At 73.4% G+C, this 24,728-nt stretch carries 14 protein-coding genes; 4 read left to right on the forward strand and 10 right to left on the reverse strand.

What is annotated here, in order from left to right:
• Window positions 1–60: 60 nt before the first annotated feature.
• On the reverse strand, window positions 61–864 hold the full coding sequence (locus ACFYQQ_RS12220; protein ID WP_355782631.1) for a hypothetical protein: 804 nt from the start codon (window positions 862–864) through the stop codon (window positions 61–63).
• A gap of 288 nt (window positions 865–1,152) precedes the next feature.
• On the opposite strand from ACFYQQ_RS12220, the gene ACFYQQ_RS12225 reads away from it, so the two are divergent.
• Window positions 1,153–2,145, forward strand: coding sequence for an LAETG motif-containing sortase-dependent surface protein (locus ACFYQQ_RS12225; RefSeq protein ID WP_355786980.1), 993 nt, complete (start codon window positions 1,153–1,155; stop codon window positions 2,143–2,145).
• 104 nt (window positions 2,146–2,249) lie between these two features.
• On the opposite strand, the gene ACFYQQ_RS12230 is transcribed toward ACFYQQ_RS12225, so the two are convergent.
• From ACFYQQ_RS12230 to ACFYQQ_RS12260, 7 genes are all read right to left on the reverse strand, one after another.
• Window positions 2,250–4,115, reverse strand: coding sequence for a GMC family oxidoreductase (locus tag ACFYQQ_RS12230; protein WP_355786983.1), 1,866 nt, complete (start codon window positions 4,113–4,115; stop codon window positions 2,250–2,252).
• A 48-nt stretch (window positions 4,116–4,163) separates the two neighbouring features.
• Complete coding sequence (locus tag ACFYQQ_RS12235) at window positions 4,164–5,825, reverse strand: succinic semialdehyde dehydrogenase (RefSeq protein ID WP_355786986.1); 1,662 nt, start codon at window positions 5,823–5,825, stop codon at window positions 4,164–4,166.
• Between the two features lie 156 nt (window positions 5,826–5,981).
• Window positions 5,982–7,697, reverse strand: a complete 1,716-nt coding sequence (locus ACFYQQ_RS12240) for a serine/threonine-protein kinase (RefSeq protein ID WP_388904361.1) — start codon at window positions 7,695–7,697, stop codon at window positions 5,982–5,984.
• A 157-nt stretch (window positions 7,698–7,854) separates the two neighbouring features.
• Window positions 7,855–9,522 (reverse strand): serine/threonine-protein kinase, encoded by a 1,668-nt coding sequence (locus ACFYQQ_RS12245; RefSeq protein WP_356243061.1) that lies wholly within the window; start codon window positions 9,520–9,522, stop codon window positions 7,855–7,857.
• 154 nt (window positions 9,523–9,676) lie between these two features.
• The gene (locus tag ACFYQQ_RS12250) at window positions 9,677–11,533 is read right to left on the reverse strand and encodes a serine/threonine-protein kinase (protein ID WP_388904417.1); all 1,857 of its coding nucleotides are present in this window, start codon (window positions 11,531–11,533) and stop codon (window positions 9,677–9,679) included.
• A gap of 277 nt (window positions 11,534–11,810) precedes the next feature.
• Entirely contained in the window at window positions 11,811–14,912 is a 3,102-nt protein-coding gene (locus ACFYQQ_RS12255; protein WP_388904364.1) for a protein kinase, read from the reverse strand.
• Between the two features lie 205 nt (window positions 14,913–15,117).
• Window positions 15,118–17,304: a serine/threonine-protein kinase gene (locus ACFYQQ_RS12260; protein ID WP_388904419.1), complete on the reverse strand. Its 2,187-nt coding sequence runs from the start codon at window positions 17,302–17,304 to the stop codon at window positions 15,118–15,120.
• Between the two features lie 213 nt (window positions 17,305–17,517).
• On the opposite strand from ACFYQQ_RS12260, the gene ACFYQQ_RS12265 reads away from it, so the two are divergent.
• Window positions 17,518–18,870 carry a serine hydrolase domain-containing protein gene (locus ACFYQQ_RS12265; RefSeq protein WP_388904366.1) on the forward strand — a complete coding sequence of 451 codons (1,353 nt, stop codon included), beginning with the start codon at window positions 17,518–17,520 and terminating at the stop codon, window positions 18,868–18,870.
• Window positions 18,871–19,536: 666 nt separating this feature from the next.
• Here the strand turns inward: ACFYQQ_RS12265 and ACFYQQ_RS12270 are convergent.
• Complete coding sequence (locus ACFYQQ_RS12270) at window positions 19,537–21,243, reverse strand: glycerol-3-phosphate dehydrogenase/oxidase (RefSeq protein ID WP_355790412.1); 1,707 nt, start codon at window positions 21,241–21,243, stop codon at window positions 19,537–19,539.
• A 272-nt stretch (window positions 21,244–21,515) separates the two neighbouring features.
• On the opposite strand from ACFYQQ_RS12270, the gene ACFYQQ_RS12275 reads away from it, so the two are divergent.
• Both ACFYQQ_RS12275 and ACFYQQ_RS12280 read left to right on the forward strand, forming a co-directional pair.
• Window positions 21,516–22,724, forward strand: a complete 1,209-nt coding sequence (locus ACFYQQ_RS12275; protein WP_356170029.1) for a nucleotide sugar dehydrogenase — start codon at window positions 21,516–21,518, stop codon at window positions 22,722–22,724.
• A gap of 122 nt (window positions 22,725–22,846) precedes the next feature.
• The gene (locus ACFYQQ_RS12280; RefSeq protein WP_355794078.1) at window positions 22,847–23,413 is read left to right on the forward strand and encodes a hypothetical protein; all 567 of its coding nucleotides are present in this window, start codon (window positions 22,847–22,849) and stop codon (window positions 23,411–23,413) included.
• 65 nt (window positions 23,414–23,478) lie between these two features.
• On the opposite strand, the gene ACFYQQ_RS12285 is transcribed toward ACFYQQ_RS12280, so the two are convergent.
• Window positions 23,479–24,603, reverse strand: coding sequence for a GuaB3 family IMP dehydrogenase-related protein (locus ACFYQQ_RS12285; protein ID WP_355794079.1), 1,125 nt, complete (start codon window positions 24,601–24,603; stop codon window positions 23,479–23,481).
• Between the last annotated feature and the right edge of the window lie 125 nt (window positions 24,604–24,728).

A 24,728-nucleotide genomic window follows, 5' to 3' on the forward strand; every position in this document is an offset into this window, starting at 1 on the left:
AGGGCCCCGCGGATCCGTCCCGCGGGGCCCTTCGCTCTGCCCGGAGGCACGCGGTGCGTCCTAGCCGACGGCCTTCTCGACCTTGGCCAGCTGCTTCTCGACGATCTCCGTCGGCACCTTCACCTTGTCCGGGTCCAGCATGTTCATCGAGGTGAAGGACACGACGACGGTCCCGACCCGGACGACGGTGAAGGTCGTGGGCACCTCCGTGTCCTCGATCGACGCCTTGAGCCGGTACGCGACGGACTCGTCACCGAGGTGCGGGTCCTTGAGCGGCTTCACCTCGCTGTAGCGGTAGCCGGTGTGCTTGTACGACGTGCACGTGTCCGCCGCCTTGCGCAGTCCCGCGAGGACCTCGTCGGCCTCGCCGGGCCGGTACGAGAGGAGGGCGAGGGAGGTGACCGAGGCGTCCAGGTCGTCCTTCGTGGTGAAGCCGCGGCCGACGCCGGCGTGGGCCGTGGGGCGGGTGGTGAACAGGAACATGTCGGCGACGGGCTGGCAGGCGGCCGGGGTGGCCGGCACGGAGTCCAGCGAGATGTCCGAGGCGGGCGTCCGGTCGACCGTGTAGCCCTTGACCTCGCCGTCCGCGAGGGCGGCCTTGTCCAGCTGGGCCCGGGACAGCGCGGCGGGCGCCCCGGCGGTGGCGCTCTTCTCCGGCGCGCCGGTGTCATTCGCCCCGTCGGTGCCCTTCGCGTCGCCGCCTTCCTTCGCCGGGCCGGAGGCCTTCCCGCTCGCCGTCGCCGTCGCCGTGGCCGCCTTCGCCGGCTTGCCGCCCTTGTCGTCGCCACCGCCGCACGCCGCGGTGCCTCCCAGCGCCGCCATGACCGCGACCGCCGCCGTGACGCGCGACACCTTTGACTTCACGTTCCCCACCTTCACGTTTTCCGGACGGGGCCGCGTCGGACAGGACGGGCCCGGCGCGTCACGATCGCACAGGTGCCGGGGCGGACGGCGGCGGGGCCCCGGTCGCGGAGCGCGATCACCGTGTGACTCAGCCCACATAAGGATTCTGTGAGCGAGAGTGCAACCATCGGCGGCCGACGCGGGTCACACCTGCTGACACAACGGCCACACCCGCGCCCCGCCGCGGAGGCCTCCTGACACTTTTCGCGTGCTGCGTCACCGCGGTGCGCCGGACTTCCCGAGGTCTTCATGAAGCTTCGCCGTGCCATGGCCGTCGCGGCCGCGACGGCCGTCATAGCCCCGCTGGCCCTGCTGTCGGCGCCGTCCGCGTTCGCGGACGAGCCGACCGGTACGCCGACAGCCGGCACCACGGAGACGGCGCCCGCGCCCAGCTCCCCGGAGTCGACGCCGCCCGCCACGACGGAATCGGCCTCCACGCCGCCGGCCTCGACGCCCCCGGCCTCCACCCCGCCGGCCTCCACCAGCCCCTCGGTCACGCCCTCGGCGACGTCGAGCGAGGAGCCGGACGACCCGGAGGTCCCGTACTGCGAGGACCTGGACGAGGAGTACGGCGACGCCAGGGTGTCCGCGGACATCAAGGGCCTCCCCGGCAAGATCGTCGCGGGCAGCGGCTACCACGCGTTCGAGCTGACCGTCACCAACGACTCGAAGATCGACATCGAGGGCGTCGCCTTCTACGCCGAGATCGAGAACTACGAGCTCGACGAGTCGAAGTACCTGAGCCAGTACGTGGACCTGGAGTTCAAGAACCCCGAGTCCGGCAAGTGGACCCGCATCGGCGACGACTCGTGGGCCGGTGACTACTTCTTCTACGTCGAGGAACTGAAGGCGAAGCAGACCGAGTCCGTCGACCTGCGCGTCAGCATCGACAAGAACGCTCCCGCGGGCGACGCCTACTCCTTCGGCTCCGGCGCCTACCTCGACAACGTCGACGGCCAGGAGTGCGTCGCCGAGGGCTGGGCCCAGTACGACTTCGTGGTCCTCAAGGCCGGCTCCGAGAACCCGAACCCGGGCGAGGCCGAGCCGGGCGACGACGACGAGAAGGACCCGATCAAGAAGCCGCAGGGTGACGTCTCCGAGCTGCCGACCGGCAACCTCGCCGAGACCGGCTCCAGCTCCGCCCTGCCGGTGATCGGCCTCGTCGGCGGTGCCGCCGTCGTCGCCGGTGCCGGTGCGGTGTTCGTGGTGCGCCGCCGCAAGTCCGGTGACGCCGCCGCGTAACGCGGACCGTCCGGGGCCCACGCCCCGCACATGAAGAAGGACCTGGGCTCGGAGGGGGGCACAGGTCCTTCTTCATGTCCTGCGGCGGCCGGGCCGCGGCCGGTTCAGTTCTTCGGCGGCACCGTCGGCATCCCGAGGAACGGCAGCCTCAGGGCGCCGAACGCGTCCGCGGGGACGGCGGGCGACCGCGGCTCGACCGGCTCCAGCCGCTCGTACGCCGCCCCCTGGGCCGGACGCGGGTCGGCCTCGCCCTTGTTGGGCCAGTACGACATCGCGCGCTCGGCCTGGGCGGTGATGGTGAGCGACGGGTTGACGCCGAGGTTCGCGGAGACGGCGGCGCCGTCCACCACGGAGATGCCCGGGTGGCCGTACAGCCGGTGGTACGGGTCGATCACGCCGGTCTCCCGGGAGTCGCCGATCGCGCAGCCGCCAAGGAAGTGCGCGGTGAGCGGCGTTCCCATCAGCTCGCCGACGTTGCTGCCGGCGAAGCCGTTGATCTCGGCGGCGATGGCGGTGGCGGCCTCCGAAGCGGCCTTGATCTGCTTGGGGTTGGGCGCCCCGTGCCCCTGACGTGCCGTCAGCAGGCCCTTGCCGGCGCCCGAGGGCTTCAGGTACGTGGTCAGCGAGTTGTCCAGGGACTGCATGACCAGGCCGATGATGGTGCGCTCGGACCAGCGGCGGTTGGAGAGCGAACGCAGCATCTGCACCGGGTGCTTGGCCGCGTTGACCAGCCAGCCGAGGGCGCGGGAGGAGCCTTCCGCGTAGGGGACCTGGAGGATGGACAGACTGCCCATCGCGTTCGAGCCCCGGCCGTAGCGGACCGGTTCGATGTGGGTGTTGGCGTCCGGGTGGATCGACGAGGTGATCGCCACCCCGCGCGTGAAGTCGGCCTTCGGCGCGCCGTACGCCTTGCGGTAGCGGCGGTTGTCGGTCTGCGCGCCCACCAGCGCCTCGGAGTTGGTGCGGGTCAGCTCGCCCAACCGCTCGGACAGGTACGGCAGTTGCCCTCCGGCCTTCATCCGGTGCAGCAGGGTCTGCGTCCCGTAGGTGCCGGCCGCGAGGACGACCCGGCGGGCGGTGAACGTACGGCCCGCTCCCTTGCGCCGGTCGTCGGTCGGCAGCGTCCGGACCGCGTACCCGCCACGTGAGTCGTCGGTGACCGACACGACGGTGGTCATGGGGTGGACGACGGCGCCCGCCTTCTCGGCGAGGTGGAGGTAGTTCTCGTTCAGCGTGTTCTTCGCGCCGTGGCGGCAGCCCGTCATGCACTCGCCGCATTCGAGGCACGCCCGGCGCTCCGGTCCCGCGCCGCCGAAGTAGGGGTCCGCGACCCGCTCGCCCGGGGCCGCCTTCGCGCTGCCGTCGGCGTCCTCCCCGTCGCCGAAGAAGACGCCCACCGGCGCCATGTGGAAGGTGTCGCCGACGCCCATCCGCTCGGCGGCCGCCTTGAGGTGGACGTCGGAGGGCGTCGTCGTCGGGTTGAGCCGCACGCCGAGCATGCGCCGGGCCTGGTCGTAGTACGGCTTCAGCTCCTCCTCCCAGTCCGTGATGTCCTTCCACTGGGGGTCCTCGAAGAAGGGCTTCGGCGGTACGTAGAGGGTGTTGGCGTAGTTGAGGGAGCCACCGCCGACGCCCGCGCCCGCCAGCACCATGACGTTGCCCAGCAGATGGATGCGCTGGATGCCGTACATGCCGAGCTTCGGGGCCCACAGGTAGTTCTTGACGTCCCAGGAGTTCCTGGGCAGCGCCTCGCGGGTGAAGCGGCGGCCCGCCTCCAGCACGCCGACCCGGTACCCCTTCTCGGTCAGGCGCAGGGCGGTGACGGACCCGCCGAAGCCGGAGCCGACGACAACGACGTCGTAGTCGTACGTCTCCTCGGGGCGCTCCGCGGGGGCGCCCGCGGGGCCCCCGGCGGGGACGTCCGCGGGAGCGGCCGCGTCCGGCTTCTGGACGGAGTTCTCCTGTGACACGTGCTCTCCTCGTTGAGAAGCGGGTGCTGACCGGGGGCCGGGGTCTCCCTAGCGCAGGCGCAGGGCTTTCATCGCCCGCAGGCTGCGGCTCATGAACGCGGCGTACTTCTCGTCGTCCATGCCCAGCGACGGCGCCATCGGCAGCAGCCGCTGGTGGGCGACGGTCTGCGCCTCGGTGTACTTGAGGATGCCCTCGGAGCCGTGGCGGCGGCCGAGACCGGAGTCCTTCATGCCGCCCATCGGCGACTGGACGCTGCCGTACGCCGACGCGTAGCCCTCGTTGACGTTGACGGTGCCGCTGCGCAGCCGGGCCGCGACGGCCCTGCCGCGACGGCCGTCCTTCGTCCAGACCGAGGCGTTCAGGCCGTACGGCGTGGAGTTGGCGAGCTCGACCGCCTCGTCCTCGGTGCGGAAGCGGTAGACGGACACGACCGGCCCGAAGGTCTCCTCGGCGCAGACCGCCATCGGCGCCTCGACGCCGTCGAGGATGGTCGGCTCGAAGAAGTACGGGCCGATGTCCGGGCGGGCCACGCCGCCGGCGACGAGCGTGGCGCCCTTGGCGACGGCCTCCTCGACGTGCCGGGTGACCGTCTCCAGCTGCCGTTCGCCGACCAGGGACCCCATGTCGGCGCCGTACGCGAGGGAGGTGCCGAGCCGCATCGCCCTGGTGCGGGCGGCGAACCGGTCGAGGAACGCGTCCGCTACGGACTCGTGGACGTACAGCCGCTCGATGGAGATGCAGAGCTGGCCCGCGGAGGAGAAGCAGGCGCGGACGGCACCGGCGGCGGCCTTGTCGAGGTCGGCGTCCTCCAGCACCAGCATGGCGTTCTTGCCGCCGAGTTCGAGGGAGACGCCGACCAGGCGGGCGGCGGCGCCCTGCGCGACCTCGCGGCCGGTGCGGGTGGAGCCGGTGAAGGACACGTAGTCGGCGTACCGGACGACCTCGGGGCCCACGACCGGGCCCTCGCCGATGACGACCTGGAAGACCTCGGCGGGCAGGCCGGCCTCGATGAGCAGGTCGCGCGCCCACAGCGCCGTCAGGCAGGTCTCCGTGTCCGGCTTCATGACGACGGCGTTGCCCGCGACGAAGGCGGGGAGCGCGTCGCCGACGGACAGCTCCAGGGGGTAGTTCCAGGGCGCTATCTGCCCGACGACGCCGCGCGGGTGGCGCAGCTCGGTGACCTTGGTGAGCGTCGGGACGGCACCGGTGTGCCGCTTGGGCTTCAGGTACGAGGGGGCCTTGCGGCCGTAGTGCCGGGCGGCGACGGCGACCGCCTGCACCTCCTCGTGGGCGTGCAGCCGGGCCTTGCCGGTCTCCAGCTGGATCAGGTCGAGGACCTCGGCCTGCCGGGCGAGCACCAGGTCGTGGAAGCGCAGCAGCACGGCGGCCCGCTCGCGCACCGGGACGGCGGCCCAGACGGCCTGCGCCTCGCGGGCCCGCTCGAAGGCCGTACGAACGTCCTCGGGTGTGGACTCGGGCAGGTCGGCCAGCTTCGCGCCGGTGAGCGGCGTGTGGTTGGCGGTGCGGCCGGAGCCGACGACGCCCTTGGTGAGCTGGGCGACCAGCTCGGGCGTGACGACGTCGGCGGCGGTGCGGGCGCCGCGCGGGGCGGGCGCGAGGGGGTTGGTGCCGAGGGCACCGGTGCCGGTGGTGCCCGTCCCGGCCGTGTCGTCGGTGCCGGTCTTCTCCGGGGCCTGCGAGTCCGTCATGAGCCGCAGGGTATGCCCGCCCGGACGCTTTGGGTACCCGTCGGTAACGGGGTTTCACGGAGTACACACACGGCGCCAGTGATCGCTGGCAACGAATACGCTGATCAGGGCGTTGTGGGTCCGGCGATCACGGATTGGTCACTCGAGGGCTTCCTCTCAGGGCTTGGCGATGTCCAGGTTCGCGATCGCGGTCCTGGCGACCTCCCGGCCGCGCTCCGTGAAGTCGCCCTTGCCCGGGTAGCTGACCGTCAGCTTGTACATGTCGCCGGTCTTGGCGGACTTGTAGTAGAAGATCCGCAGCTCGCGGGGGCGCGGGTGCTCGCTGTCCGTGGTCTTGTAGACGAGCGTGTTCACGGCGGACTTCCCGCCCTGGTGGGTGGACTCCTGCGGATCGGTCCTCGGCGCCGCGGGCATGTCCAGCCGGTACTCGCCGCTCTGCTTGAACTCCGCGTTGTCGGCCCACATCTGGTCCCGCGCGGAGTCCTTGATCTGCTTGCTGGAGTCCTCGGCCCTGCGGGCCACGTTCAGGCCGATCCAGACGCTGCCGCTCGGGTCGCCGTACGTGACCCAGTTCTGGTCGGAGTCGTCCTCATCGGGGCGGCCCGCCTCGTAGCCCGCCGGGACGGCCAGCGTCACGCCGAGCGCTTTCTCCGGCTTCTTCACCCAGCCGTCGGGCAGCGGACCCGCGAACGGGTCGGCGATCACCAGGTACGCCGCCAGCGCGACCGCGACGAGCGCCGCGCCCACCCCGAGCCACGCCTTGCGGCCGAGGCGGACGCTCCTGCCGCCCGGGACGGCGAGCTGGACGACCTGGGTCTCCCGCGGCGGTCTGGCGGCCTCCTCCAGCAGCGCCCTGACCCGGCCGGCGGCGGGGCGCCGGGCCGGGTCCTTGTCCAGCAGGCCGTTGATCACCTCGGCGAGCGGGCCCTTCGCGGCGGACGGTGCGGCGGGCGTCGCGTTGAGGACGGACTGGAGGGTCGCGGGGGTGTTGCTGCGGCGGAACGGGGAGACGCCCTCGGTGGCCGCGTACAGCACCACGCCGAGGGACCAGAGGTCGGAGGCCGGTCCGGGGCGCTGGCCCAGCACGCGCTCCGGGGCGATGTACTCGGGCGAGCCGACGAAGCCGCCGGTGTCCGTCAGGTTCGTCTCGCCCTCGATCTGGGCGATGCCGAAGTCGGTGAGGACGACGCGGTCGTGCCGGCCGAGCAGGACGTTGTCGGGCTTGACGTCGCGGTGCAGGATGCCCGCCGCGTGCGCGGCCTCCAGGGCGCCGAGGATCTCCAGGCCGATCGTGGCGGCCTCGCGGACACCGAGGGTGCCCTCCTGGAGCGCGGCGCCGAGCGAACGGCCCTGCACCAGCTCCATGACGATCCACGGCTGCCCGTCCACGACCGCCACGTCGTGCACGTTCACGACGGCGGGGTGGTCGAGCCGGGCGGCGGCCCGGGCCTCGCGGCGCATCCGCTCGAAGGCGTTGGCGCGTTCACGCTCGGGAAGGTGGTCCGGGACGCGGGGCTCCTTGACGGCGACCTCGCGGTCCACCGTCTCGTCCTTGGCCCGCCACACGGTGCCCATGCCGCCGTGACCGAGCTTCGACAGGAGCCGGTAGCGGCCGGCGATCAGGCGCCCCGCGCCCGGGTCCTGCACGGCCTGCCGCGGCGCCGGCGGCTGCGGCTGCGGCTGCGGCTGCGGCTGCGGCTGCTGATCAGGGATGACGCGGGTGGGGGTCGCGTAGGGATTGCCCGGGTAGGGCACCGCGGGCTGCTGCCCGGGAGCGGCTGCCTGCGCGCCCGGCACGGCCGGTCGCGGCGGTTGCAGCCCAAAACTGGTCGGCTCGTCGGCCCCGTGGAGGGCTCCCCCGTCGCTGCTCATGAACCCATGCATATCGTGGCGGGAGCCGCCGATCCACCCTGGTCGTCCCGCGGTCACAGACCCGTGACGCGGACCGCCCCATATCTCCTCTTTGCGGCGGTACGCCCACACCGCCGGCCCCGCCGGGAACGAGCGCCCACGCGGCGGGGCGCGCCCGTCACGACGGCTCGAAGCTGTCCACGGCGACGTCGAAGTACCTCTTCGCCTCGGCGACCCTGCCGACCGGCGCCGACACCCACACGTCGTACATCCGCCCGTCCTGCTCCCAGCACAGGTCGTACGTGTGCCGCGCGCCCTCCGTCCTGGTGAAGCCGTCCCAGCTGAACTCCCAGAGGGCGGCGGGGTCCGTGCCGCGTGTGGTGGCGGTGACCCGGCCGTCGCGGTAGCCCGGGTTGGTGGAGGGGCCCTCGGCGGCGGAGTGGCGCATCACGGCCAGGGGCCCGCCGGACCGGGGAACGGCGATCTTGATGCCGAGCCGGAAGGCCGAGCCGGGCGACAGGTAGAAGACGCGCTCCCCCTGCGGTTCGCGGGTGAAGCCCTCCGGCACCGCGAGCGTGAACCCGCCGGGGTCACGGGCCAGGCGGTACCCCTCGGGCACCGTTCGGGAGGCGGGCGAGGCGCCCGACGAGCGTGTCACGGTCACCGTGGGCGTGGGCAGCGCCGGTCCTGACGTGCTCGGCGCGGCGCTGCTCGGCGTCGTACGGGTCGCGCCGTGCGGCGCCGATCCCGCGGGTGGGTCCCCGCCGTCGCCGCCGTCGCGCATCAGCAGCGCCGCCGCGGACAGACCGGCCCCGGCCATCGCGGCCACCAGGGCGGCGGCGACCAGCATGCTTCGCGCGGAGTGCCGCCGCGGCGGTCCGGCCGCGGGGGCCTCGGGAGCCGAGGGGCCGGTGCCGGCGGGCGGGGCGGGGGGCGCGGGCGGCGCCGGGACGCGTCCTCGCGTCGGCACGTCCCGCCGGGTCGGCGTGTACCCGGTCCCCACGTGCGGTGTGCGCCCCGTCTGACGGAACGTCCGCAGCATCCCCTCCGCCTCCACCGCGCCGAGCCGTCGGTCCGGATCCCGCTCCAGCAGGCCGCGTACGACGGGCAGCAGGGGTTCGGCCTGGGCGGGCGGACGTACCTCGTCGACGACCACCGCGTGCAGGATGCCGCCCAACGAGTCGCGCCGGAACGGGGATTCACCGCTCAGGGCCGTGCACAGCAGGGCGCCGAGCGACCACAGGTCGGACTCGGGGCCGGTCCTCGCGCCGGACATCCGCTCGGGCGCGGTGTACTCGGGGGAGCCGACGAAGGCCCCGTTCTCGGTGAGCGTCGTCGCGCCCGCGACCTGGGCGATCCCGAAGTCGGTGAGGACGACGCGGCCGGTGCCCGCCTCCATCAGGACGTTGGCGGGCTTGAGGTCACGATGCAGGACCCCGGCGTCGTGCGCGTGCCGCAGTGCGCCGAGCAGGTCGGCGCCGATGCGGGCGGCCTCGGCCGCGTCGACGGGCCCCGCCGTGGCGATGCGGTCGGCGAGGGAACCCCCGACGATCAACTCCATGACGATGTACGGGCGTTCGTCGTCCTCGACCACGTCGTGCACGACGATGATGTGCGGGTGCCGGAGCTGGGCGACCGCCCGGGCCTCGCGCAGGGAGCGCTCGCGCTGCGTGCGGCCCTCGTCCGCCGACAGCGACTCGTCCAGGCGCAGCTCCTTGACCGCGACCTGCCGGCCGAGCAGCTGGTCGGTCGCCCGCCAGACGACGCCCATGCCGCCCCGGCCGATTCTGGCCTCCAGCCGGTAACGTCCGGCGATCACGCGGACGTTGTCCCCCTCGGTCCCCATGCGGCCCATCATGCCGCACCGGACAAGGGGCCTTGGGTACTGCGGTACGCGGTGGCCGACATGTGACACGGGCCGATCGGAGCCGGACTCCGGACGGCGTCCGAGGAGCCCGGACACCGCCGGCCCACCGCCCGGCCGGACTCGCCGACACCGCCTAGCCGTTCGGGCGCCAGCCCCGCAGTATCGCGTCGAACTGCTCCCGCGTGGTGTCCCAGTCGGCGGCGGGGGCCGACATGTAGATCGCGTACTCGACGCCGTCACGGCCCAGATACGTCTGCTCGATGGCCCGGCGCGGCCCGGGGAAGGACGTGTCCTTGCCGAGCGCCGTCCAGGTGAAGTCCCACAGGGCGCCGCGGCAGTCGCGGTAGGTGTTGGACTGCAGGCTCATCCGCCGGTAGTCCCGCAGTTTCTTCAACTGCTGCTCCAGGTCGAGCTGGTGCGCGTAGGGGTTGTCGAAGTCCGGCGAGTCGTCCACGGCGATACGGACGAAGTGCTTGCCGCCGTCGGGCGTGTAGTCGATCTGGTTGCCGTTGACCTGGCGCTTCCAGTCCTTCGTCGGCAGGGCGAGGCTGAACCCCTCGACGTCGTCGACGCGCACCCAGTCGGCGGGCACCGCGCCGTTCTTCCGCTGCCCCTTGCCGTCGGTGCCACCGGTGCCGGTCGTGGTGCCGCCGCGCTGCTCCCCCATGCCCTGGGTGTAGTGCAGGGCGAGGGCGCCGCCGCCTCCGACGAGGGCGGCCAGGACGGCGACGAGGACGAGCGTGCGGCCCAGCCTGCGCTTCTTCGGGGCGCCCGGAGCGCCGTCGCCGTACGGGTGGGCGAGGGGCGGGCCGTGGAGGGTGGCTCCCGGCGCCCCGGGCATCTGGTGGCCGGGCACGTGGGTGGTCGTCCAGGAGGGTGCGCCCGGTCCACCGGGCGCACCCGGGCCACGGGGGTCGGTCGCGTAACCGGACGGCCCGTACCCGACTGCCGCGGGTGCGGACGCGCCATGTGCGACGGAACCATGTGCCGTGGACCCGTGGGTCGTGGACCCATGTGCCGCGGACCCATGTGCCGTCGGCCCGTGTGCGGCGGCACCGTGACCGGCCGGCCCGTGGGTGTGGGCGCCGACCGCGCCCGTCCCCTCGCGCCGGTCCGCCGTCATCCGGCCCGTGTCCACGTGCTGCGTCGGCACATGGGCCTGCGCGGCACGCGGCCGCCGTCCCTCCGCGGCCTCGGCGAGCATCTGCTCGGTCTCCTCGGAACCGGGCCGGGCGGCGGGATCCTTGTGCAGCAGCGCCTGGATGACCGGCCCCAGCGGTCCCGCGCCGCGCGGTTCGGCGGGCTCCTCGTCGACCACCGCCTGCATCGTGGTCAGCGGGGAGGTGCGCCGGAACGGCGACGTGCCCTCGACCGCCGTGTAGAGCGTCGCCCCGAGGGCCCACAGGTCCGAGGCGGGCCCGGGATCGTGCCCGCGCACCCGCTCGGGGGCCAGGAAGTCGACCGAGCCGACGATCTCACCGGTGCGGGTGATCGTCGTGTCGCCCTCGACCTGCGCGATGCCGAAGTCCGTGAGCAGCACCCGCCGGTCGGCGGCGAGCAGCACGTTGCCCGGCTTCACGTCGCGGTGCAGGACACCGGCGGCGTGCGCGGCGCGCAGCCCGCGCAGCACCCACAGGCCGATGCGGGCCGCCTCGACGGGCTCCACCCGCCCTCGCGCCTTGACCTCGTCGGCCAGCGAGTTGCCCTCGACCAACTCCATGACGATCCAGGGCCGGTTGTCGTGTTCGAGGACGTCGTGCACGGTGACGACGGCCGAGTGGTTGATCCGGGCGGCGGCCCGGGCCTCGGCGTGTGTCCGGGCGAGCAGGACCGGGCGGTCACTCTCCGTGACGTATAGCGCGGCCGTCAGCTCCTTGACCGCGACGGCGCGGTGCAGCACTTCATCGTGCGCACGCCACACCCGGCCCATGCCCCCGCTGCCGATGGATTCGACGAGGCGGTAGCGGCCCGCGAGGAGCAGGCCCTGCATCTGATTCACGTTTCCCCGCAATGGTCTTGACAGGGTCACCCTAGGGACCACGCCGTCCCGCAGGGAACCGGCGCGGTCGTACGGAGACCGCACTGTGACGGTTCTCGCTTCCGCGACCGTGAGGCAACCGTGGGGTCAACTGCGCGTCACGGGACGTCCGCAGACATGAGGGAGCCCTCTCGGACGCGGTACGCGGAAGGGGGGAGTCGGCCCTCGGACGCACCGGACCGCACCGGACGCGTGGCCGCAGCCGCCGTGGCCCCGGGTGCCGGACGCCTCAGCCGGTGACCTGATACGTCGCCGACGCCTGCTCGAACAGCCGTGTCACCTCGTCGCGTTCGGCCTCCGGACCGCGCACCTGCACCACGTGGTACCGGCCGCCGACCACCATCGCGAGGTTGCGCACGAACAGCTCGCGGCCCTCGCCGTCGGTCCAGGTGAACTGCCCCTCGGCCATGGTCCGGCCGCCCACGTCGATGGTCCGCATCCCGCTGGACGTGGCCCACGTCGAGTCGCGGAACGGCTGGAGTTCACGCTCCCGCTCGCGCTGGTACGCCATCGGGTCCTTGCCGTACGCCTCCGTGCTGTCCCGCCCCGGCACGACGATGAGCTGGAAGTCCCCGTGCGAGTAGACGACTTGGCCGCGGCCGTTCTTCGGCGCCCGGTCCCAGCCGCGGGCCACGGCGACCCGGAAGCCCTCGGCGTCCTTGCGCACGGTGAAGCCCTGGGCGACGTCCGGGTCGGAGGACTTCTGCCCCGAACCGGCCGACTTCGAGGGGCTCTTGCCGTCCCCCGGCGAGGTCTGGTCGGGACGCGGCTCGCTGCTCGCCTCGCCGCCGTCGCCCGCACCGGTGTCGGAGCTCGGCTCCGCCTTCTCGGCGGCGCCCGTGCGCTCGCCGTCCGTGCCGCCGGTGGTGTCCGCCTTCGGCATGAAGTACAGCGCGTAGGCGACCGCCGCCGCCAGCATGAGCAGCACCAGCAGGACCAGGTTGCGGCCCAGCCGGCGGGGCGGGGCCGAACGCTCCTGCCTGGCGCGCTTGTGGCGGGCGTGCGGGCTGGTCGCGGGCAGCCCGGCCCGGCGCCTGCGGACGAGCTCGCCCCGGCGCCGTACGATCGGCAGCCGCCGCGGGTCGACGGGGGGCGCGGCGATGACGTGCGCGCCCGCCTCCGGCTCCGGAGCCGACCGGACCAGTGAGCGCAGCCAGCCGCGAAGGTCCTCGAAGTCCAGCCGCTCCGTGGGGTCCTGGCGCAGCAGCGACTCCACGACCGGCCGCAGCGGACCGCACTCCTCGGCGAACGCCGGGGGCTCCGCGCACACCAGCTGGACCAGCTCGGCCGTGTTCTCCTCCGGGTAGGGCGCGTGCCCCTGCACGGCACGGAAGAGGAGCGCGCCGAGCGCCCACAGGTCGGTGGCGGGCCCGATCGGTGCGGCGAGCTGCCAGTTCTCGTGCACGGGGCCGGCCTGCTCGGGCGCCCAGCGCTCGGTCACCGGGCCGACGACGGCCATCCGCGCCTGGCGTGCCCGCTCGGCGGCCAGCGCGGTGGCGGGCCCGCGGCGGGGCGCCGAACCGGCGACCAGGTGGTCCCAGCGGGCGGTGTCCTGGGCGGGCTGCGGGGCGGACCCCTGCGGTGGCACCTGGCGGCGGCCCTGCTGGTGGGGCAGGCCCGTGGCGGGTGCGGGCGTCGCGGCGGCGGCGCCGAATTCGTGGACGGACTCCTGCGCCGGTTCGAGCAGCGGGGCGCCGCCGTTCCCCGGGTCGTGGAACGCCGTGTGCGCCTGGTCGCCGGCTCCGCCCGGGAGCGCGGTACGCCCCTGGGCACCGGGCCCGGTCCGCGGTACGGCGCCGTGCCAGGGGTTCGCACGGCCGACTCCGTACGGGTCGGCTATCTGCCCGGGCGGCGGGTTGCCGGGCGTGTACTCCACCCCTTGCCCACCGTCGCCCCGCCGGTTCGCACCTCCACGCCCAGCCTCCGGACCGGCACCGTAGCCAGTGCCCTGCCCGCGCTCGGGCCCGTACCCCGACGCCTGACGGGACCCGCCCCCGTAACCGGAACCCGGCCCGGACTCGGCACCGTACCCAGGCCGCTGACCGGCATCAGGACCCTGACCAGGTCCCCGACCGCCCCCGGCACCGTACGCAGGCAGCCCCTGCCCGCCCTCGGGCCCGTACCCTGACGCCTGACGGGACCCGCCCCCGTAACCGGAACCCGGCCCGGACTCGGCACCGTACCCGGGGCGCCGACCGGTCTCGGGGTCGTGGCCGGGGCCTCGGCCGGTCCCGGGGCCGTAGCCGCCCGGTGCCGGGAGGGAGGGGTTCGTGGTGGAGGACGGGGGCTCGGCGGGGCCCGGCGCAGGGCGGGGGCCGGGCAGGGCGGCGCGGCTGTCGCGCTCCTCGTCCTGGACCCGGGCCGCGGCACGCGCACCGGCCCGGTACGCGGCGATCGCCCCGGCCCTTGCCGCCCGTACGTCGTCGCCCTCGGGCGCGTGGCCACCGAGGGCCGGAACACCTCCGCGGGGGCCCTCCACGGCGGGTGCACGCCCCGCGGCCCGCGCCTCGACGCCGGCCGCCCGCGCCTCCATGCCCTTCTCGCGGGCCTCGATCGCGGCCCGCCGAGCCGCTTCGGGGTCCCGGCTGAGCGGGCCGCCGCCCCCGGCGCCCGCGCCGAGCGAGTGGCCCGCGACTCCTCCGGCGACCGGGCCGCCGTACGCGCCGCCGGGACCGGGGACGCTCTCGCCCCCGGTGCCCGCCTCCCCGTCCCGGGGCGGTACGGGGTCGTACCCGCACAGCGCCTCCTCGGCGGCGCCGACCGCCAGGCCGCTGAGCATGACGCGGCCGTCGTCGCAGACGAGGACCGTGCGGGCGGTGATGTTCCGGTGCACCCAGCCGTGCGCGTGCAGCACCCGCAGGGCCATGAGCACGTCCGAGGCGACCTCGGCCGCCCGGTACGGCGTCAACGGTTTCTCGGCGAGCAGCGCCGCCAGCGGCCGGGCGGCCACCAGCTCACTGACGACCCAGAGCGAACCACCCTCGGCGAACACGTCGAAGACCTGGTCGAGCCGGGGGTGGTCGGGTATCTGCGCGGCGGCCTGCGCGGCCTCGATGGCGCGCCGCACGGCCGGTTCGGCGGGACGCCGGGTCGGCCGGGCGGTCCGGCCGCGCCGGTCCTGGACGCCGTCCCGCGCCACGAACCCTTCCGGCAGCCCGTCCGCGTCGAGCACCTCCGCCTCGACGACCTCGGGCAACGGCACCTGGCGGACCAGGACCTCCTGCCCGCTGTAGGTGTCGAAGGCGCGGGTCTCGGCGAGTTCGTACTCGTCGGACGGCGGCAGGGGCAGGCGGTAGCGGTCGGCGAGTACCCGTCCCGCGTAGTCGTCCACGACGCCTCCCCCGGCCGCCCGGTGGTCAATTCCGTTCGGGTTGCGCTCCGTTGTGATTCCGTACGGTCCGCAACCACTCACGATACGTGCCGGAGGCAACTCGCAAGGAGGTGATGCGAGATCTCAGGCCCTCAACTCCTACCCACACGCGGCCGGGTGAACAATCCCCTCCGAACTGTCCACCCCCACCGGCCCCGTCGCGGCGTCACGACTTCGGCTTGAACGTCCTCGTCAGCGTGCGCCAGGTGTCCCTACGCAGGTCGCTGCCCCATTTGGCGTCCTTCGCGGTGTACATGAGCCCGTACCCCTGATGCGAGTTGACGACGAATCCGCGGTCTATCGACCGGTACTTCGTCCCGCTCTCCACGTAGGTGAACTCCCAGTCGGCCGTGTTCCAGCCGCGGTAGTCCACCTTCTCTATCCGTATGCGCTGGTACTGGGGGCGCGTCATGTAGCGCTCCTGGTTCTTCCAGTCCGCGACCGGGTCGTCCTTGGGCGTGGACGTCCAGCCGACCAGCAGCTTCTGCCCGTCGGGGCCGGTGAAACGAGCCCCAGCAGCGCCCGTGGACTGGTACTTCCAGCCCTTCGGCAGTCCTATGGAGAACCCCTGACCGGAGCGGTACGTCTGTACGGCGGTGTAGTCGTCCGACTTCGTCTCGTCGTCCGAGTCCGAGTCGCCCGACGCACTCGCGCTCGGCGAGCTTCCGGCTGTGCCGTCTCCGGCCGAGCCGTCCGAGGCGCCGGCCGAAGGCTTCTTCTCGTCGCCGTCCGCACCGGCGCCGGAACCCTTGTCCTTGTCACCGCTGCCGGCCGCCGTACCGCCGGACGAGGACTTGGCGTCGCCGCCCTTGCTGTCCTCGGAGCCGCCGTCACCGCCCCCGAGGGTCAGCGCCAGCACAATGCCGATGATGGCGAGGACCACGACGACCGCCGTTATCACCAGCGTCCGCCGCGGCACCACGTCGGTGAGCGACGCCTTGGGCGCCGGCCTCGCGGGAGCCGGGGGAACCTCCGGCCAGCCGGAACCCCGGCCCGCCGTCGCCCCCTTGTCCAGGCCGGCCGTGGCACCGTCCCCGACACCGGACGACCGGGACACCGTGGTCGCCGCACCGGCGCCTTCTCCCGAACCGGCGTCACCTGCCCGGCCCGCGCCGACCGCCGCCGCACCGGCGCCGACCGCACCCGCGGCACCCGCCCGGGACGCGGCACCGGACGTCGCGTCACCGGAACCGGGCTTGCCCGCACCGGACTTGGCGGAACCCGTCGTGCCGGAGGCCAGCGCGCCCCCGCCGGTCCCCGCGGCACCGGTGCCCGCGACGGGCGTGGAACCGGACGTCCCCGTGGAGCCGGACTTGGCGCGTGCGGCCCCCGCGGCAGCTCCCGCCGCCGTGGCCGCCTTCCGCACGGAACGCAGGGCCCCGCGCAGCCGCTCGCCCGCGTCCTCCCGCTTGGCGCCCCTGCCCGAGTCCGCGTCCGGAAGCGGCGGCATCGCCACGACCTTCGTCGCGTCCGGCGGCTCCGGCGCCGAGTCCCCGGCCTCGGTCGCGCGCAGCACCTCGGTCAGCATCGCCCGGGCGCCCGCGTCGTCGAGCCGCTGCTCGGGATCCTTGGCGAGCAGCCCGTAGATCACCTTCTCCAGCGGTCCCGCGTGCTTCGGCTGCTCCACCGGCTCGGTCATCACCGCGGTGAGCGTCGCGATGGCGGAACCCTTGTCGTACGGCGGAACGCCCTCCACCGCCGCGTACAGCAGACCGCCGAGCGACCAGAGGTCCGCCGCGGGGCCGGGCTTGTGGCCGCGTGCCCGCTCGGGCGAGATGTACGAGGGCGCGCCGACGAGCATGCCCGTCGAGGTGATGGAGGGATCGCCCTCCACCTGCGCGATGCCGAAGTCGGTCAGCACGACCCGGCCGTCCTCGGAGATCAGCACGTTGGACGGCTTCACGTCCCGGTGCAGGATGCCCTCGCGGTGCGCGGAGCGCAGCACGTCGAGGATCGCCAGGCCGACCTCCGCCGCCCGCCTCGGCGTGAGCAGCCCGTCCTCGCGGATGGCCTCGGCGAGGGACTTGCCCTCGACGAGCTCCATCACGATCCAGGGCCGGTCGTCCTCGTCGACCACGTCGAACACGGTCACCGCGCCGTTGTTACGGATCCGCGCGATCGCCTTCGCCTCGCGCAGGGTCCGTGTGATCAGCCGCCGCTTCTCGTCCTCGTCAATGCTCGACGGGAACCTCAGCTCCTTGACGGCCACCGTGCGACCCAGGGTTTCGTCCTCGGCGCGCCACACCGTGCCCATGCCGCCGCGGCCGAGTACGTCTCCCAGCCGGTACCGCCCGGCGAGGAGACGCCCGCTCTTGTCCTGACGGGATGCTCCCGCCCGCTCCGCCTCCGACATGCGTCCCCTCATGCAACCCGCCCTGACAGAGCCTTCATTGTCCCCCACGTATGGACCACCCGACGCCCAGGGTGCCTCTGGACTCCGGGCGGGACCGGGCCTCGGTGCGCCCGACCAGGGGGACTGCCTGCCGCGCGACGCCATTCGTCCCGCATGATGGGCCCCCGACAAGGGAGGTTCGCGATGCCGCTGCTCCGGACACGCCGGACACTCGTGACCATTCCGGTTGCCGCCGTCCTGCTCGGCCTGACTCCGACCGGCGCCCCCGCCGACGCGAGCGTCGCCGCGGACTCCGCGCTGACCCTGCTCGTCTCCCGGGGAAAGGCCCCGGCCGCGGCCCTCCTGGCCCGCGAGGAGACGGGTACCCGCTACGCCCACGCCGAAGCCGTCACCGACGCAACCACTTACGGCGCACGGACCCCGTCGGCACCGGGCGCCCCCTCAGCCCGCGGCATCTCCGCGGCACCTGACGCCGCGTCGGCCTCGGCCGCACCCGCCGCCACGTCCGGCCGGACCGGCGTCCGGACCGAGGCCGACTCCGCGCCCGTACGGGACACCGGCCCGACCGCATCTGACGCCACCTCCGGAACAGCCACCCCCTCCCCTCCCGGAACCTCCCTTCCCGACACCGTCCGAGGCCCGACCGCCGGAACCCGCACCGAGACCGCCCTCCGCCGCGGCGACCACTTCCGCGCCGGCAGCATCACCAAGACGTTCCTCGCGACGGTCGTACTGCAACTCGCCGCCGAACACCGCCTTTCCCTGTCGGACTCCGTGGACCTGCACCTGCCGGGACTGGTGGCGGGAGCGGGCAACGACGGTCGCGCGCTGACCCTGCGTGCCCTGCTCACCCACACCAGCGGTCTGTACGACTTCACGGCGGAGACCAGGGGGGCCGTCCCCGTCACCCCGCGTCAGGCTCTGCGCATCGCCGTCACCCACCCCCCGGCCGACCCCGGCCGCTTCTCCTACTCGAACACCAACTACGTACTGCTGGGCCTGGTCGTACGACAGGTCACCGGCCACTCGTACGCCACCGAGATCCGGCGTCGCCTCATCACCCCCCTTCATCTGACGGGCACCTCCTTCCCCGGCGCCCGCACCTCGCTCCCCTCCCCGCACGGCCGCGCGTACGCCGCCGACGGTTCGGACGTCACCGAACTCGACCCGCGCGTGGCCGGCGCGGCGGGCGAGCTGGTCAGCACCCTGGCCGACCTCGACCGCTTCTACGCGGCCCTGCTGGGCGGTGAGCTGCTCCCGCCGGACCGGCTGCGGGAGATGCTCGACACCCGGGCCGCACACGGCCGGTACGGCATGGGTCTCTATCCCGTGAAGCTGCCGTGCGGCACGACGGTGTGGGGCCACAACGGACGCATAGCCGGCAGCTACGTGCGCACCGCAGCCACCGTCGACGGCCGTCGTGTCCTCACCTTCCGGGTGAACACGGACGGGATCGCAGACCCGAGCCTCGAACCGGCCCTGCTCGCCGCCGAGTTCTGCCCCCGCACCCCTCAGAACGCCCGGGTTCCGAGCAAAGATCCCAGCCCACGACACCCGTTCGAGTGACATCTCGCCGGGACGGCACCCGTCTGAGCGGCGAGCGCGAACCGCGAGTCGCGAACCGCGAGCCACGAACCGCGAGCCACGAGCGGCAGCCCGCTAGCCCGCCCCACCGATGTCACCCGCCGCGAGGCCTCGACAACGTCTCCGCCGACCCCAGCGCCACCCGCCGCCCGCCGCCCGGTGAGCGGGGCCGACCGGACCCCGTGACAGTGAGCGGGGCCGGGGGCCGCCGCCCGCATGGACCACAGCGCCGCCCGGCCACCCGGCGCTCACCACTCGGCGCCCGCCAGACGGTGAGCGGGGTCGGAAGGGGTCGGGCAAGCCCCCACATGACAGTCAGCGGGGCCGCGTGCCGGCGCCCGCATGGACCACCGCGCCGCCCGGCACCCGGCACCCGGCACCCACCGGACGGTGAGCGGGGTCGACCGGACCCCCACATGACAGCGAGCGGGGCCGAGTGCCGCCGCCCGCGTGACCGTGCCCGGAGTCATGGCGGCGACGACGTCCGCGACCCCCAACGCGCCCCCACGACACGGCATCCGGTACGGGATCGCCCCGCACCGGACACCCTCAACCACCGCAGCAGCCTCACAGCACAACGCGGCTCGCCCCACCCGAAGCCACCGTGGCCGTCTCACCGGGCCACGGCACGACCCCCGCGCCCGCGCGTCACCGCGCCACGATGTCCGGAGCCCCCAGACGGGCCGCGTCCGCCGTCAGGTCGTCGGGCTGGCGCTGCGACTCCCGTTCCGCCTCGACCCGCTTCTCGTAGTGCTCGACCTCGCGCTCGATCTGGTCCTTGTCCCAGCCGAGAACCGGCGCCATCAGCTCCGCGGCCTCACGGGCGCAGCGCGTGCCCCGGTCGAACGTCTCGATGGAGATGCGGGTCCGGCGGGTGAGGACGTCGTCGAGGTGGCGAGCACCCTCGTGCGAGGCGGCGTAGACGACCTCGGCGCGGAGGTAGTCGTCCGCGCCCTGCAGCGGGGCGCCGAGCGAGGAGTCGGCGGCGATGAGGTCGAGGAGTTCGTCGGCGAGGGAGCCGTAGCGGTTCAGCAGGTGCTCCACCCGCACGACGTGGATACCGGTCTCGGCCGCGATGCGCGCCCGCGCGTTCCACCGGGCGCGGTAGCCCTCGGCGCCGAGCAGCGGGATGTCCTCGGTGACGCACTCGGCGACGCGCTGGTCGAGCCCGTGCACCGCCTCGTCCACCGCGTCCTTGGCCATCACGCGGTACGTCGTGTACTTGCCGCCCGCCACGACCACGAGTCCCGGCACCGGATGCGCGACGGTGTGCTCGCGGGAGAGCTTGCTCGTGGCGTCGGACTCGCCGGCGAGCAACGGCCGCAGTCCCGCGTAGACGCCCTCGACGTCGTCACGGGTCAGGGGCAGGGCGAGGACCGCGTTCACGTGCTCCAGCACGTAGTCGATGTCGGCGCTGGAGGCCGCCGGGTGCGCCTTGTCGAGGTCCCAGTCGGTGTCGGTGGTCCCGACGATCCAGTGCCGTCCCCACGGGATGACGAAGAGCACGGACTTCTCGGTGCGCAGGATCAGACCGGTCGTGGAGTGGATGCGGTCCTTCGGTACGACCAGGTGGACGCCCTTGGACGCCCGTACGTGGAACTGGCCGCGCTCCCCCACCATCGCCTGGGTGTCGTCGGTCCACACCCCGGTCGCGTTCACCACCTGCTTGGCGCGGATCTCGTACTCCCCGCCGCTCTCGACGTCGAGCACCCTGGCGCCGACGACGCGTTCGCCCTCGCGCAGGAAGGCGGTCACCCGCGTTCGGTTGGCCACCTTGGCGCCGTAGGCCGCGGCCGTGCGCACCAGCGTGGCCACGTAACGGGCGTCGTCCATCTGCGCGTCGTAGTACTGCAGCGCGCCGACCAGCGCGTCCTTCTTCAACGCGGGAGCGACGCGCAGGGCGTGGCGGCGTGTCAGGTGGCGGTGTCCGGGCAGGCCGCGGCCGCGCCCCCGGGCCATCGCCATGACGTCGTAGAGGGCGACGCCGGAGCCCGCGTACAGCCGCTCCCAGCCCTTGTGCTGCAACGGGTAGAGGAAGGGCACGGGCTTCACGAGGTGTGGAGCGAGCCGTTCCAGGAGCAGTCCGCGCTCCTTGAGGGCTTCGCGCACCAGTGCGAAGTCGAGCATCTCCAGGTAGCGCAGACCTCCGTGGATCAGCTTGCTGGACCTGCTCGACGTGCCGGAAGCCCAGTCGCGCGCCTCGACCAGTCCCGTGGACAGGCCCCGCGTCACGGCGTCCAGCGCGGTCCCCGCACCGACCACGCCCGCGCCCACGACCAGCACGTCCAGCTCCCGCTCGGCCATTCCCGCAAGTGACTCGGCGCGCTCCGCCGGCCCCAGTGTCGCTGTCCTCACCGCTGCCTCCCGCTATCCGTTGCGCTGGCCGCACCCGTCCGGCGAAGCCCGGCTCTCATCCCCCATGCCCAAATTCTGACCGTGCTGCCCACCTTCGGCCACTGCCCGCCGTACCGCCTGTGGAGATCAATCGGGGACTCTCGAGAAAACACAGTCGAGTAATCCCGCAAATCGGTCATATTTACTCCTAGTCTGACATTGCGCTCGCCCGTTCTGTCCACCGGGCTTGCACACCTGTCCCACTACGGCTACTGGGAAGGACGGCCCACGCCATGCCCGCAGATCTCGCCGTCATCGGACTCGGTCATCTCGGCCTGCCCCTGGCCCAGGCCGCCGTCGCCGCCGGCATCCCCACGGTCGGCTACAAGACCGGCCCCGAGGGCGGCTCCCTCACGGCCGCCGAGCTGCGCCGGATGCACTCGGAGGGCTTCCGGCCGACCACCAACGCGGCCGAACTCGGCCGCGTACGCACGGCGGTCATCTGTGCGCCCACTCCACGCGGCGCGGACGGGGCCCCGGACATGAGCCAGGTGGCCGGCGCCGCCCGCACCCTGGCCGCCCGGCTGCGCCCGCACACCACGGTGATCCTGGAGTCCCCGGTGCACCCGGGGACCACGGAGGAGTTCCTGCGCCCCCTCCTGGAGGAGGGCTCGGGCCTGCGTGCCGGCCGCGACTTCCACCTCGCGTACTCGCCCAGCCGGGTCGACCCGGGCAACCGCGACTTCCACCCGTCCAACACCCCCAAGGTGATCGGCGGCCTCACCCCGGCCTGCACCGAGTCGGCCGCCGCCTTCTACGGGCGCCTCACCGACAAGGTCGTACGCGCGCGTGGACCACGCGAGGCGGAGACCGTGCAGCTCCTGGAGACCAACTTCCGGCACGTGAACATCGCCCTGGTCAACGAGATGGCCGTGCTCTGCCACGACCTCGGCGTCGACCTGTGGGACGTCATCCGGTGCGCCGAGACCAAGCCGTTCGGCTTCCAGGCCTTCCGGCCGGGACCCGGCGTCGGCGGCCACGCAGTCGCCCAGGACCTCACCGGACGCTCGGGCCGCACCCTGCGCATGGTCGAACTGGCGCGGCAGGTCAACGACCACATGCCGCAGTACGTCATCCAGCGCGCCGCCACCCTCCTCAACGAGCACGGGAAGTCGGCCCGCGGCGCGCGCGTGCTGCTGCTGGGCGTCACCTACAAGCAGGACCTCGCCGACCAGCAGGGCTCCCCCGCGCACGAGATCGCGCTGCGCCTGATGGAACTCGGCGCGTCCGTCAGCTACCACGACCCGCTCATCCCCGCCTGGAGCGTCCTCGACCGCCCGATCCCGCGGGCCGACTCGCTCTACGAGGCCGCGGCCGACGCCGACCTGACGATCCTGCTCCAGCAGCACCGCACGTACGACCTCCAGGGCCTGTCCGTGAAGGCGCAGCTCCTCCTGGACACGCGCGGCGCCACGCCGACCGGGGCGGCACACCGCCTCTGACCTCCCGGAAATCCCCGTACGGACTGTCGGTGCGGCCTGCTACTGTGCGGCAGCTCTCGCACACACGTGCGCTCGCGTTCTCGGCGCACCCGTCGTGCGCCGCTGTCCCTGGGGGGATCCACATGAGCCAGTCGTCCACGCCGCCGCCCGTGCCGCCGGCCGAGCAGTCCGGGAACCCGTACGCGCAGGGTGCGGGCCCGCAGGACACGCCGCCCGCGCCCGGCTTCCCGCAGCAGCAGGGCGGCTCCGCCTTCCCGATGGCCCCGGTCGCCCCCACCGGCCCGGTCTTCACCAACCTCGGCCTCGGCCTCGCGGCCGCCGTCGGCGCCGCTCTGGTCGGGGCGGTCGTCTACGGCGTCGTCATCGGCCTCACGAAGCACCAGATCGGTTGGGCGGCCGTGGGCGTCGGCTTCCTGATCGGTCTCGCGGCGGGCCGTGTGGGCGGGCGCAACCCGGTCCTGCCGGTCGTCAGCGTCGTGCTGGCCGCGGGGTCGGTCTACCTCGGCCAGCTGGTCGGCGAGGCCATGATCGGTGCCAAGGAGATCGGCGTCGGCTTCAACGAGCTCTTCTTCGACCACCTCGACCTGGTCCAGGAAGCATGGAAGGCGGACGCCGATCCGCTGACCTTCGTCTTCTTCGCGATCGCCGCGTACGTGGCCTTCTCCAGCGCCAGGAAGGCCGGTCACTGACGGCGGACAGCACGCGGAAGGGCCCGGTCACCCCAAGGCGACCGGGCCCTTCGACGTCGTACGGGCTAGCGCTTGTGCTGCGCGTCCGCGACCGTGACCTCGACGCGCTGGAACTCCTTGAGCTCGCTGTAGCCGGTGGTGGCCATGGCGCGGCGCAGGGCGCCGAAGATGTTCATGGAGCCGTCGGGGATGTGCGAGGGACCGGTGAGGATCTCCTCGATCGTGCCGACGGTGCCGAGGTCGACCTTCTTGCCGCGCGGCAGCTCCTCGTTCACCGCCTCCATGCCCCAGTGGTGGCCCCGGCCGGGCGCGTCCGTGGCACGGGCCAGCGGGGAGCCCATCATCACGGAGTCGGCACCGCAGGCGATGGCCTTGGGGAGGTCGCCGGACCAGCCGACGCCGCCGTCGGCGATGACGTGCACGTACCGGCCGCCGGACTCGTCCATGTAGTCCCGGCGGGCCGCGGCGACGTCCGCCACCGCGGTCGCCATCGGGACCTGGATGCCCAGGACGTTGCGGGTGGTGTGCGCGGCGCCGCCGCCGAAGCCGACCAGCACACCGGCCGCGCCCGTGCGCATCAGGTGCAGGGCGGCGGTGTACGTGGCGCAGCCGCCGACGATCACCGGGACGTCCAGCTCGTAGATGAACTGCTTCAGGTTCAGCGGCTCGGCGGCACCGGAGACGTGCTCGGCCGACACCGTCGTACCGCGGATGACGAAGATGTCGACGCCCGCGTCCACGACGGCCTTGGAGAACTGCGCCGTCCGCTGCGGGGACAGCGCCGCCGCTGTGACCACGCCCGAGTCGCGCACCTCCTTGATGCGCTGCCCGATCAGCTCCTCCTTGATGGGAGCCGCGTAGATCTCCTGGAGGCGGCGGGTCGCGGTGTCCGCGTCCAGCCCGGCGATCTCGTCGAGCAGCGGCTGCGGGTCCTCGTACCGCGTCCACAGCCCTTCGAGGTTGAGGACGCCCAGGCCGCCCAGCTCGCCGATGCGGATCGCGGTGGCCGGGGAGACGACCGAGTCCATGGGGGCGGCCAGGAAGGGCAGCTCGAAGCGGTAGGCGTCGATCTGCCAGGCGATCGAGACCTCCTTCGGGTCCCGGGTCCGGCGGCTCGGGACGACGGCGATGTCGTCGAAGGCGTACGCCCGGCGGCCGCGCTTGCCGCGCCCGATCTCGATCTCAGTCACGTGTGTGGCCTTTCCGTCTGCGTTCCAGCGCCTACCAGTATCCCCGACGCATACGGCGAGAGCGGCCCCGAAGGCTCCGGGGCCGCTCTCGATCGCACATCGGGACGCGCTTCACGCGCGCGGGG

The organism is Streptomyces sp. NPDC005496 (assembly GCF_042872045.1).
Taxonomy (GTDB): Bacteria; Actinomycetota; Actinomycetes; order Streptomycetales; family Streptomycetaceae; genus Streptomyces.